We start from the raw sequence: 11,420 nt of genomic DNA, 5'->3' as shown, positions 1-11,420 counted from the left end.
TTAGTAAACCAATCCTTTCCTTAGCAATGTTTTCCACAATAACCATATAAAATTAACATAAGTTATCCACAAAGATATCAACAAATGTGAATAACTTTTATTCAGATGGTATTAAGGGCGAAAAAAAAATACAACGGCGGTACATAATAAATCCCGCTGACGTGTATTATCAAGTTATTAACCCCTGTGGATAAAGATGTGAATAAGTGTATTGTTTTGTGGATAAGTCCAGGAAATAAAGGTTATACGCAGGGTTATCCAGAGGGTTGTTGATAACTATGTATAGTTTATATTAACAAATCATGTGCCAGTTATCAACAAGATATTTTCTCCTGTGACTAAAAAAAGGGGAATTTATCCACAGATATCTAATTTTGTCGGTGCCAATTTTCTTGACATTGGCCCGTTTGCTAGTCTATAATCTAAGCTAGTGAAATTTTGTAGATTTCAGTGGGTTTCTCCCTTTTATATAAGGAGGTGTTTAGAGGATGAAACGTACTTATCAACCTAATACGCTGTGGAAGAAAAGAACTCATGGTTTCCGTGAGCGTATGTCAACAAATGGTGGCCGTCTGGTACTTAAGAGAAGACGCGCTAGAGGCAGAAAAAAATTATCAGCATAAATAGTAGGCCGCTTTGGTGGCCTATTTTTTCCATTAGCTGAAACAGTTTTGAAAAAAATAACTTAGAGAACCGGATGATTAAACATGGTCAAAAGGTTTACCCTGCCTAAAATAGGCAGACTTTGTCAAAGTAAAAGTTTTCAGTCAGTATATCGATCAGGCAAGTCATATGCCAATAAACAATTGGTACTTTATGTCTTGCCTAATCTGTCTGCTACTCGCCGGGTGGGTTTTGCTGCTGGCAAGCGGTTAGGTAGTGCTGTTTTACGCAACCGACTTAAACGTTTGCTAAGGGAAGCCTACAGACTTAATCAGGAGAAGTTCGTTAGTGGGGTGGATTTAGTACTTGTTGCGCGTCAACCGTTAATAAATGCGGGATTAGCTCAAGTCACCAAAGCGCTTCTGGATCTTAGTAATAAAGCTAAGATAATGAGGAAAGAAGTATGAAAAAAGTTATTACTTGGTTAGTTGTAGGAGGGATTACCTTTTACCGCCAGTTTATTTCTCCATTAAAGCCGCCAAGCTGCCGGTTTGTGCCTACATGTTCCGAGTATGCGCTACAGGCTATCGAAAAATATGGGGTCGTCCGCGGTTTGATTATGGCTGTACGGCGTATATTACGCTGTCACCCATTCCATCCTGGCGGATATGATCCTGTTTAAATAAAACATCCAATTGCTTGCAGGAGGGAAATTTTTTGGATTTTTTAAGTAGTATTATGCAAACCGTATTAACTTTCTTTTATAATATGACAGTTAGTTTAGGGTTTGCCAATTATGGAATAGCCATAATTTTGTTGACAATAGTCATTAAAGCATTGCTGTATCCGCTTACAGTTAAGCAGGTTAAATCAATGAAGGCAATGCAAGACATTCAACCGAAAATGAAAGAAATACAGGAGAAATATAAAGGCAACCCAGAGAAAATCAATAAGGAACTGGGTAACATATATAAAGAAGCAGGCGTAAATCCGCTTGCCGGCTGTTTACCGCTGATTGTGCAAATGCCATTTCTTATTGCGATTTTCTTTGCTATCAGAGATTATCAATATGCCCAGCAGCCGCCTAGTTTTTTGTGGCTGACAGATTTGTCACATCCTGATCCTACTTATATACTTCCGGTATTGTCGGCGCTTACTACATATATTCAACAAAAGCAGACAACTACGGAAATGACCCAGCAAAATAAAATGATGATGATTTTTATGCCGCTGTTTATCGGTTATATCAGCTTAACTTTCCCGGGAGGATTAGTTCTTTACTGGGTAGTGAGCAACTTGTTCCAAATTGCCCAGCAGTGGTATATGTATCGTAATAATCCGTCGGTTACCCGGGAGGAGGCAAAGTAAGTTATGTCTGGTAAGCTCACTGTTATAGAAAAAACAGGAAAGACTATTGACGAAGCAATTGAACTGGCACTGGCCGAACTTGAAGTGACCCGTGACCGTATAGACTACGAAGTTTTGGAAGTTCCCAGTAAAGGCTTGTTCGGGTTCATCGGTTCTAAGCTTGCCAAAGTAAAAGTTAGTGTGCGAATGATTGATCCGGTGGAAGAGGCTAAGAAGTTCTTGGAGAGTGTGTTTAAAGCCATGAATATTACGGTATTTATGGAAAAGTTAACGCACGATGATCATGTGGTAATTAATTTGCGCGGTGAAGATTTAGGTGTACTGATTGGTAAGCATGGGCAGACTTTGGATGCACTGCAGTATCTGACAAATCTTGCCGCTAATCGCGACGCAGCAGAACGCAGCCGGATTATTTTAGATGTAGAAGATTACCGGAAGCGTCGGGCGGAGACATTATCGCGTCTTGCTATGCGTTTGGCTGATAAAGTTAAACGGCGTGGCGAACGGGTAGTTCTTGAACCAATGAGTCCGCAAGAACGCAAGATTATTCACATGGCGCTCCAAGATGACAGCCGGATTGTTACCTATAGTGAAGGTGATGAGCCGTATCGTAAGGTAGTTATCGCCTTAAAAAAATAGTGGTAAATGAAAAAGCCGGGGAAAATCCCCGGCTTTGATTTTTCTATAATTAAACTTCAATTTTTAAGTTAATTTTTTAGGAGAGTATTGTCCAATTACGTAGCCCGCCACAGTTAGTGCAATTTTGTTGTGTAAGTATGTTTTCGGCATATTCCTCAGATACTTGACCACAATTTTCACAGGTTGACCTAAGCTTTGTTAAATACTTACTGGCACTCTTAGCTTGGTAAATAGCTGCTTTTACCGGGTGAAGAAGTTCTGCGGGCAGTATGAATGAATCCTGTTGATAGCCGGCAGTGTCTAAATGGTTTATAGTTAGTTCCGTTCCATCAGAAATTTTTAAATCCGGTGTATCTGTCAACTGCGAGTAAGGGATTATTAACCAGCGGCATATATCATCGCCGGCAGGTTTATCAATAAAATACAAAGCATGGCTGGTTATTACCAAGGCTCCCTCTTCATCTAAAAAGCTGGCAGGAACAATGCGATATATAGCTTCTCCCAGCCAAAGATTATCAGGTGTGCCGATAAGTAATTGTTGTAAGTCAGAATCCAGTGAGGCAAAGTCCCGGTATTTTTTAGTGATCGGTAAAGCAGCAGGGACTCCGTCGGCTATAACGGTTACTGTCGCATATTCCGCTTTGAAAGCTTGTAGAACCGGGACAATGTTATCTACTTTTCCTTTATAAATAATAACAGATGGCATATTTTCCAGCGCCATTCTAATAGCCAAGCGCCCGCGCAGTAATATATTTTCCAGACGTTGTATTAATTTTTCTCTGCGGGAGCACCCTTTTAGTATAATACTATAATAGTTGGATCCATAAGTCATACAGGCACCTCGCTTTCACCAATATTGTACACTGACAAGAAACTTTTGACAATATCGAAAAAACATTAAAAATCAATGCGTTCCGCTAAAGCTATGAGTTTTGCCAACAATTTTGTTGCGATATTGTTGGCAAAATTGCCGGTTCGCGATTAGTGATAAAAAAGGCACAGCGTATGTCCGGTCGCTTTTTATTGACGCTACCCGTTTGTTAACTGGTAAATAAGTTATGGGAGATGCTTATGAAGTAACTGATAAAAAGGAACGGCTGCCACTTTGCTAAGACAATAGTGGCAGCCGTATTTTCTTAAGTTAAAGTATAATACTTTTGGCAAGAATCGGGGCAAGTGCTTTTAGTACAATCTGGGGAACTGCATACATTTAGAGAATTAATTTATCTACAAGATCAATTAATTGGGCAATTTCTGGCTTGGATACTTGTCCACTAGCACCGATGGATTCACCTTTTAAGCGCATTTCTTCATTAATGAGGGAAGAAAAGATAACTACCGGCAGGTGGTTAAGTTTCTCATGTTCTTTAATGCGTTTAGTGAGATGATGTCCATCCATTTGTGGCATTTCTATATCGGTTATTACAATCTGCATTTTGTTTTCAATAGGCCCTTTGTCAGCAACCAGTTTCTCAATTTTATTCCAGGCCTCTTGTCCATTTTCGGCGAGAATAATATTTGAATAACCGGCATTATGCAGTGTACCTACAAGCAAATCACGCAGCAGCTTAGAATCTTCTGCAACCAAAATTGTTTTGTCTTTGCGAATGTCCAATAATGTAGAATTTTTTGTTGTAGGTTGGCTGAATTTTTCATTCATTTCTGGATTAACATCGGCAACTATTTTCTCGAAATCAAGGAGAACAACCATTTTTTCCGCCATTTTAATAATACCTACTACCATGTCGGAATTGGTGATATGGGGAGGCGGCTCCATGGCTGTCCAGGAAATACGGTGAATGCGGGAAACCTCATCAACAAGGAAACCAACGTAGAAGTTATTAAGTTCGCTTACAATTACCTTCGGAGAAGTAGTTGTTGATTCACTGCCTAAACAGCGGGGCAAGTTTACCAGTGGCATAACGCGTCCACGCAAGGTAAATATGCCATCAACCCATGGATGGACATTCGGCATTCTTGTGATAGGTATAGGATTGATTACTTCTCTTACTTTAGCAACATTTATGCCATAACAAACAGGTCCAATAGAAAATTCAACTATTTCAAATTCATTAGTACCAGTTTCGAGCAAAATCCCCTTTTTATCAGACATTGCCATCCCTTCTTTCTTTTTGAGTAACATAACTGTATCAGCAGTAAATTAATTCAATAATTACTATTTCTATGATATGATTATTTTTACCTGCCAGATAGCTTATGTGCAATAACTTTTTTAATGTATTTTTGCTTAAGGACGAGGAATACTATATTGATTGCTACTATTTGGCAGGATATTTTGAATAGATATGGAATTATATAGGTTTACTATATATTTTAAATCAGATTATTTCTTGTGACTATCCTTCAGATGATTAAAACTCTATCTGAAGCTATGTCTATTTTAGTAATATAAGGAGTGGGAGTAGTTGAGTAGGCTGACCAGCGACGATACTATTAGTGCTATTTCTACCGCTATAGGCGAAGGCGGCATAGGCATTGTCAGAATAAGCGGCAGCAAGGCAATAGCTATTGCGGACGAGCTTTTTACCAGCCGGTCAGGGAAACGAGCAGAAGCAATTCTGTCTCATCAGGCGGTATATGGCAATATTATAGATCCAGAAAACAATGAGATTATTGATGAAGCTATAGTACTTATAATGTGGGCTCCCCGATCCTATACTCGGGAAGATATCGTAGAGATTCACTGTCATGGCGGTCCTGTGCCATTGAGGCGGATATTGGATTTGACCCTTAGGCTGGGGGCCAGAATGGCTGAGCCAGGTGAATTTACTAAACGGGCCTTTTTAAATGGCCGGTTGGATTTAGCCCAGGCCGAGGCCGTTATGGATGTAATCCGTGCCAAGACCGATGCTTCGCTAAAGGTAGCAGTAGGCAATCTGTCAGGGCGGTTGTCAGAGCAAGTTAAAAGTATACGACAATCTGTGCTTGGAATGATTGCCCAGTTGGAAGCAGCTATTGATTTTCCAGAAGATGATATCGAGGAAGCGACGGCGGCTGATGTTGCCAAACTCATTAACCAAGTAAAAAGTCAGCTTGCTTCACTTTTAGCCACAGCCCAAACTGGAAGGATTCTGCGGGAAGGCTTGGCAACTGTCATTATCGGTAAGCCGAATGTCGGTAAATCAAGTCTGTTAAACGCCTTGTTGAGGGAAAAACGGGCTATTGTTACTGATATTCCGGGAACTACCAGGGATATTATTGAAGAGTATGTCAATATTCGCGGTATTCCCCTTAGAATTATAGATACGGCCGGTATTCGCGATACGGCGGATGTGGTTGAAAAAATCGGTGTAGAGAAGGCTAAAGAACTGGTAAGTCAAGCAGATTTGATCTTATTACTGCTGGATTGGTCGGCACCATTATCGTCAGAAGACCGGTCGGTACTGGAGTTGTTGTCTGACCGCCGGGCAATTGTTCTTATTAATAAAAGTGATTTACCACCTAAACTTGAACTGGCTGAGGTAGAGAGGTATTCCGAGGGGCGTTTAGTACTAAAAATATCGGTAGCGCAGGGAGAAGGCTTGGCTGAGCTCGAGCAAGCTATCGCTGATATTGTTTATAGCGGACAAGTTGGTCAGGGAGAGGCGGCTTTCGTTAATAATCTCCGGCATGCTGATGCGCTACGGCAGGCTAATGACAGGCTGGCAGATGCCATGGCGACAATTGCTGCCGGTATGCCGCCGGATTGTATTGTTGTTGATCTTCGAGCCGCCTGGGAAAAGCTAGGCGAAGTAACCGGCGATACGGTGGGCGAAGATATTATTGATCAGATTTTTAGTCAATTTTGTATTGGCAAATAGCGATAGATTTATACGATACCCAAGAAAAATATGTTTAAATGTTAAACAGTTGTGTGAAGTAAGATGAGGTGGAAATTTTGTTTCAAGCAGGTAATTATGATGTGGTGGTTATCGGTGCCGGTCATGCCGGTTGTGAGGCGGCGCTGGCGGCAGCAAGGCTAGGCTGCCGGACTTTGGTTACTACTTTGAATATGGATAATATTGCAATGATGCCTTGCAATCCGGCAGTAGGCGGACCGGCAAAAGGCCACCTGGTGCGTGAAATTGATGCGCTGGGCGGTCAGATGGGATTGAATACTGATAAAACCTGTATTCAAGTAAGGATGCTTAACACCGGTAAAGGGCCGGCAGTCCATGCATTACGGGCACAGGCCGATAAAGCGCTGTATCACTTGATGATGAAACATACATTAGAAAATGAGCCGAATCTCGATGTTAAGCAAGCACTTATCGATGATATTCTGGTAGAAGATGGTCAGGTTACCGGTGTTGTGACCGAATTAGGGGAAGTCTATAGTGCTAAATGTGTTATTATTGCCACTGGTACGTATTTACGCGGCAAGATTATTTTGGGAGATATCAATTACCCCGGTGGCCCGGCGGGACAACGGGCTGCTGAGAAGCTGACCGGGGCGTTGAAGCGGTTAGATGTTACGCTTATGCGGTTTAAGACGGGTACACCGGCACGGGTGGATGCCAGAACAGTAGATACCAGTAAAATGACAATTCAGCCTGGTGATGGTACCGCGCATAATTTCTCGTTTATGAGTGATATTGCTACAAGAGAGCAGGTTCCTTGCTGGTTAACTTATACTAATGAGCAGACTCATGCCATCATTCGGGCTAATATGCATCGTTCTCCTTTATATATGGGGATTATTGAGGGAACCGGACCACGCTATTGCCCTTCTATCGAAGATAAGGTCGTTCGGTTTGCCGATAAACTTGCTCATCAGGTATTTGTTGAGCCAGAAGGAACCAATACGAATGAAATGTATGTTCAGGGTATGTCAACAAGTCTGCCGATAGATGTCCAGCATGCCTTTCTGCGGACAATTCCCGGCTTGGAGCGGGTGGAAATAATGCGCCCCGGCTATGCCATTGAATATGACTGTGTTGATCCTACAGAACTCAAACTATCGCTTGAAACAAAAAAAATCCGGGGATTGTTTTCCGCAGGACAGGCTAATGGCACATCCGGCTATGAAGAAGCGGCCGCGCAAGGCATGATGGCAGGTATTAACGCTGCCCTGATGGTACAGCAAAAGCCGCCGTTTATTTTGACCCGATCAGAAGCGTATATTGGTGTGCTTATCGATGATTTGGTGACTAAGGGCACGAATGAACCTTACCGGATTATGACTTCCAGAGCAGAATATCGGCTGATTCTGAGGCAGGATAACGCCGATCTCAGACTGACAGAAAAGGGACGGGAAATCGGTCTTGTTAATGATGAGCGATATGAGCGGTTTGCTCATAAACGGGATGCTATTCAAAAGGTGCTTGAACAGCTAAAAAATACTCAGATTACGCCGGTACCGGAAGTTCAGGAAAAATTAGCTGTTCTTGGTACTGCCGAACTTCGGACCGGGATAACCTTATATGATTTACTTCGACGTACAGAGATAAACTACGAGACATTGCGCAGTCAGTTTGATTTGCCGGAAATTCCATCGTTAGTGCGGGAACAAATTGAAATTGCTGTTAAATACGATGGCTATATTCAAAAGCAAATTGAGCAAGTAGAACGCTCGGCTAAACTGGAAGCTAAGCGGTTGCCGGAGGACATTGATTATGGTCAAATTAACGGTTTGGCACTGGAAGCAAGACAGAAACTTAATAAAATCCGGCCATTGTCTGTCGGACAAGCTGCACGTATTTCCGGAGTTTCACCTGCGGATATCTCAATTTTGATGGTCTATTTGGAACAAAGGCGGCGGCAGGAATAAAGGGGAAGCAATTATGGAAAGATTTCAGGATATATTAGCTAAGGCAGTTAACGAGTATGGCTTGGCGTTAACCGAACAGCAATTGGCCAGCATGGACAGCTACTATCGTCTGTTAATTGAATGGAATGAGAAAATGAATTTAACAGCTATAATTGAACCACAAGAAGTAGCTGTTAAGCATATGGTGGATTCTTTGTCTTGTTACCGGGATGATATATTTACTGCGGAAGCCAGCCTTGTTGATGTTGGTACCGGTGCCGGATTTCCCGGTCTGCCGTTAAAAATATTTCAACCCGATATCAAGCTGACGCTCATAGATTCGTTAAACAAACGGCTGAATTTTTTGCATGAGGTAGTTGATACCCTAGGACTTCAGCAAGTTACATTCGTACACACCCGCGCCGAGGAAGCAGGGAAAAACAAACAATACCGTGAGCAATTTCAAATTGCCGTTTCAAGAGCTGTAGCCAGGCTTACTATTTTGTGTGAATTGTGTCTGCCAATGGTTAAACCCGGCGGTTGGTTTATTGCACTTAAAGGGGCTCAATATGAGGAAGAAGTATGTGAGGCAGCCAACGCAGTGAAAGTGCTGGGCGGTAAAATTGAAGATATTCGGCCGGTAACCTTACCTGGCCTTACAGATAAACGCGCAGTTGTCTATATTAAAAAGGTTGCTGCAACACCATCAACATATCCCCGAAAACCCGGAACACCGGAAAAAAAGCCATTGTAAGATAGAGGAAAATCCCAATATCTGCAGAATATAAGGTAAATATGTCCTAAAGTTTTTGTAGGTGGTGGATTTATGAGAAACTTGGCCAAGCTATTTGGTATTGGAGAGGCTTCGCCAACCATTCCCGAAACTGTTCCCGAAATTATTCCTGCAGCTAATAATGAACAGATCGATGCAGCTAACACTGCTCCTAATAATATAGAGGATACCAGCGAGGTTGAAGCGCAAGCTGTACAGAAGCTTTCTCCCGAAAGTATTGTTCCTAATCCATTTCAGCCGCGGAAAACCTTCCATGATGAATCGCTTCAGGAATTAGCTTCATCTATTCGTGAATTTGGCGTAATTCAGCCATTGTTGGTACGCCGCCAGGGTGAAACATACGAATTAATTGCTGGGGAACGGCGCCTGAGAGCATCCAAACTGGCCGGGCTTAATGAAGTTCCGGTAATTATCCGCGAACTTGATGATAAGGAAATGGCCGAACTGGCGATGATTGAGAACTTGCAGCGGGAGGACTTACATTTTTTAGAGGAGGCCGAAGGCTATCAGCATTTGCTTGCCAGCTTTGGTTTTACTCAGGAAGAGTTAGCCCGCAGGGTAGGAAAGAATCAATCGACAATTGCCAATAAGCTGCGGTTGTTAAAACTGGCTCCTGAGGTACGTCAATCTGTTGTTGGGCAAAACTTAACAGAACGGCATGCGCGGGCTTTGCTTAAATTGGAAGATACCCGTGTTCAAATGGAAGTATTGGATGGGGTAAAGGAAAAGGGATTAAATGTCCGGGAAACAGAAGATTTGATTGAAACCTATACAGGTAATATTTCCCGGGAAAAGGACAAGCCCACTCCGAAACAAACCGTAGTAAAGATTATAAAAGATGTACGCATCTTCATTAATACCATTAACAGTGTAATAAGTCAGATGCAAAAAAGCGGCATGGATATCAAGGTTAAGCAAGATGTCGATGAGGAATATGTTAATATTTACATTCAGGTAAAGAATAGCCGGAAATAGTTTTTTATGTAACACTAAAAAGGAAGTAGAGTTGTTCCGGATATTGGACTAGAAAAAGCGTATTTTATGCACTCATTAATTGAATTTTATACTATAGGAAAAAAAGTCAGTACCTTCAATATAAGATACGCCCTTACTTATTAGGGTATAAAATATACAGGACTGTTGAAAACTTGTAGCTAAGTTTTCTCACAGCCCTGTATCTGCTTTTCTAACTATAATTTTTTATTATAGAAGCAGTATTTTTTTTCTAAAAATATTCTGCTTTTGTCGTTTAAGTTGTATCGTGGATCTAGATTCTTATGAACAGGCAAGCCGATACAATTTATCGGCTTGGTCTTCGATATAGCTGCGTTGATAAAGTATCTCCAGCCATTCCTGCGGAATACCGCCTGCTCCGTAATAGGCACCGGCAAGCTGACCGTAGACGGCGCCGGTAGTGTCGGCGTCATCACCCAGATTTACAGCTAAAAGGGCGCCTTGCGCAAAGTTTTCGCTATTATAAAAGGCCCATAGGGCAGCTTCTAAGGAAGCTACTACATAACCTGTGCCGCGGATTGCGGGCGGGTTTTTGTGTTTATAAGAGCCTGAAGCAATTGCGGCAATGTTGGGGACTAGCGGCATAAACCAGCCTCCGGCTGCGGGAGAGTAGTGGTTTGACAGCAATGTGGTTTTAGTAGCGCTTTGTAGTGCGCCAATTATTAAAGCAGCTAACAGACGACAGCCGTCAATGGCTTCGGCGGCGGCATGCGTGGTGCGTGAACTGGCGGCAGCCAAGTCAATGGCTTGTTGAGCGTCAGTTGCATATCTGAGGGGAACAGGCGCTAACCGCATAATTGAACCATTGCCGGCTGAGCGAGGATCTGTTGAACCGGCATAGGGCTGTTCGGTCTTACTATAATTTTTCAGCGCGACTTGTACTGTTTTACCTATATCGATACATTTTTCAATGCTGCTTAAGTAACCGTATTTGTACCAACGTGTATAGCGGTTCATTTGATCCGCAGGGTCAAAGGTTTGACATTGTATTAAACTTTCGGCCAAACAAAGGGCCATAGAAGTATCGTCAGTCCAATAACCGGGCGGTAAGTTATTGGAACCACCTGAAGTTAAAGTGGTAACAGGGGTAAAGCTTCCCGGTTCTTTAAACTCGAGCGGCATTCCCAGGGAATCGCCAATGGCCAGCCCGAGAAGTGAGCCTCGAAATTTATCTCGGTTCATAATTAATTCCTCCCGGATAACAATCGTAATTTGTTCTTATGTATGAAAAATAGCAAGCTGCCATTTCAGGCA

12 protein-coding genes are annotated in these 11,420 nt (G+C 42.3%); 9 read left to right on the top strand and 3 right to left on the bottom strand.

From position 1 onward, the window contains the following. Positions 1-488: 488 nt before the first annotated feature. The 5 genes from rpmH (at position 489) to jag (ending at position 2,610) form a co-directional block, all read left to right on the top strand. Positions 489-623 (top strand): 50S ribosomal protein L34, encoded by a 135-nt coding sequence (gene rpmH / locus SRRS_RS27330; RefSeq protein ID WP_371365072.1) that lies wholly within the window; start codon positions 489-491, stop codon positions 621-623. Positions 624-707: 84 nt separating this feature from the next. Continuing rightward, positions 708-1,070 (top strand): ribonuclease P protein component, encoded by a 363-nt coding sequence (gene rnpA, locus SRRS_RS27325; protein WP_371365070.1) that lies wholly within the window; start codon positions 708-710, stop codon positions 1,068-1,070. Further along, positions 1,067-1,285, top strand: a complete 219-nt coding sequence (gene yidD / locus SRRS_RS27320) for a membrane protein insertion efficiency factor YidD (RefSeq protein ID WP_371365069.1) — start codon at positions 1,067-1,069, stop codon at positions 1,283-1,285. Before rnpA ends, yidD begins: the two co-directional genes overlap by 4 nt. A gap of 56 nt (positions 1,286-1,341) precedes the next feature. Continuing rightward, positions 1,342-1,971, top strand: a complete 630-nt coding sequence (locus SRRS_RS27315; protein WP_371369950.1) for a YidC/Oxa1 family membrane protein insertase — start codon at positions 1,342-1,344, stop codon at positions 1,969-1,971. A gap of 3 nt (positions 1,972-1,974) precedes the next feature. After that, positions 1,975-2,610, top strand: coding sequence for an RNA-binding cell elongation regulator Jag/EloR (jag, locus tag SRRS_RS27310; RefSeq protein ID WP_371365067.1), 636 nt, complete (start codon positions 1,975-1,977; stop codon positions 2,608-2,610). A gap of 76 nt (positions 2,611-2,686) precedes the next feature. On the opposite strand, the gene SRRS_RS27305 is transcribed toward jag, so the two are convergent. Together SRRS_RS27305 and SRRS_RS27300 are read right to left on the bottom strand one after the other, a co-directional pair. Further along, positions 2,687-3,442 (bottom strand): hypothetical protein, encoded by a 756-nt coding sequence (locus SRRS_RS27305; RefSeq protein ID WP_371365063.1) that lies wholly within the window; start codon positions 3,440-3,442, stop codon positions 2,687-2,689. Between the two features lie 378 nt (positions 3,443-3,820). Beyond that, the gene (locus tag SRRS_RS27300; RefSeq protein ID WP_371365060.1) at positions 3,821-4,723 is read right to left on the bottom strand and encodes a chemotaxis protein; all 903 of its coding nucleotides are present in this window, start codon (positions 4,721-4,723) and stop codon (positions 3,821-3,823) included. A gap of 322 nt (positions 4,724-5,045) precedes the next feature. Here SRRS_RS27300 and mnmE point away from each other — a divergent pair, with 322 nt between their 5' ends. From mnmE to noc, 4 genes are all read left to right on the top strand, one after another. After that, positions 5,046-6,431 (top strand): tRNA uridine-5-carboxymethylaminomethyl(34) synthesis GTPase MnmE, encoded by a 1,386-nt coding sequence (gene mnmE, locus SRRS_RS27295; protein ID WP_371369948.1) that lies wholly within the window; start codon positions 5,046-5,048, stop codon positions 6,429-6,431. 77 nt (positions 6,432-6,508) lie between these two features. Next, complete coding sequence (mnmG, locus tag SRRS_RS27290) at positions 6,509-8,380, top strand: tRNA uridine-5-carboxymethylaminomethyl(34) synthesis enzyme MnmG (protein ID WP_371365057.1); 1,872 nt, start codon at positions 6,509-6,511, stop codon at positions 8,378-8,380. Positions 8,381-8,393: 13 nt separating this feature from the next. Continuing rightward, a complete protein-coding gene (gene rsmG, locus SRRS_RS27285) occupies positions 8,394-9,113 on the top strand; it encodes a 16S rRNA (guanine(527)-N(7))-methyltransferase RsmG (protein ID WP_371365055.1) in 720 nt (239 codons plus the stop codon). A 72-nt stretch (positions 9,114-9,185) separates the two neighbouring features. Further along, the gene (noc, locus tag SRRS_RS27280) at positions 9,186-10,127 is read left to right on the top strand and encodes a nucleoid occlusion protein (RefSeq protein ID WP_371365053.1); all 942 of its coding nucleotides are present in this window, start codon (positions 9,186-9,188) and stop codon (positions 10,125-10,127) included. Positions 10,128-10,427: 300 nt separating this feature from the next. Here noc and SRRS_RS27275 read toward each other — a convergent pair whose 3' ends face one another. Beyond that, on the bottom strand, positions 10,428-11,348 hold the full coding sequence (locus SRRS_RS27275; protein ID WP_371365051.1) for an ADP-ribosylglycohydrolase family protein: 921 nt from the start codon (positions 11,346-11,348) through the stop codon (positions 10,428-10,430). Between the last annotated feature and the right edge of the window lie 72 nt (positions 11,349-11,420).

Source organism: Sporomusa rhizae, assembly GCF_041428845.1.
GTDB classification, from domain to species: Bacteria; Bacillota; Negativicutes; order Sporomusales; family Sporomusaceae; genus Sporomusa; species Sporomusa rhizae.
The sequence above is the reverse complement of the archived record's forward strand: the minus strand, read 5'-3'. Positions and strand labels throughout refer to the sequence as shown.

What these genes read in the sequence shown, in the direction of transcription:
- rpmH (WP_371365072.1), top strand. Translation starts at nt 489, where the DNA reads ATGAAACGTACTTATCAACCTAATACGCTGTGGAAGAAAAGAACTCAT.
- rnpA (WP_371365070.1), top strand. Translation starts at nt 708, where the DNA reads ATGGTCAAAAGGTTTACCCTGCCTAAAATAGGCAGACTTTGTCAAAGT.
- yidD (WP_371365069.1), top strand. Translation starts at nt 1,067, where the DNA reads ATGAAAAAAGTTATTACTTGGTTAGTTGTAGGAGGGATTACCTTTTAC.
- SRRS_RS27315 (WP_371369950.1), top strand. Translation starts at nt 1,342, where the DNA reads ATGCAAACCGTATTAACTTTCTTTTATAATATGACAGTTAGTTTAGGG.
- jag (WP_371365067.1), top strand. Translation starts at nt 1,975, where the DNA reads ATGTCTGGTAAGCTCACTGTTATAGAAAAAACAGGAAAGACTATTGAC.
- SRRS_RS27305 (WP_371365063.1), bottom strand. Translation starts at nt 3,442, where the DNA reads ATGACTTATGGATCCAACTATTATAGTATTATACTAAAAGGGTGCTCC.
- SRRS_RS27300 (WP_371365060.1), bottom strand. Translation starts at nt 4,723, where the DNA reads ATGTCTGATAAAAAGGGGATTTTGCTCGAAACTGGTACTAATGAATTT.
- rsmG (WP_371365055.1), top strand. Translation starts at nt 8,394, where the DNA reads ATGGAAAGATTTCAGGATATATTAGCTAAGGCAGTTAACGAGTATGGC.
- noc (WP_371365053.1), top strand. Translation starts at nt 9,186, where the DNA reads ATGAGAAACTTGGCCAAGCTATTTGGTATTGGAGAGGCTTCGCCAACC.
- SRRS_RS27275 (WP_371365051.1), bottom strand. Translation starts at nt 11,348, where the DNA reads ATGAACCGAGATAAATTTCGAGGCTCACTTCTCGGGCTGGCCATTGGC.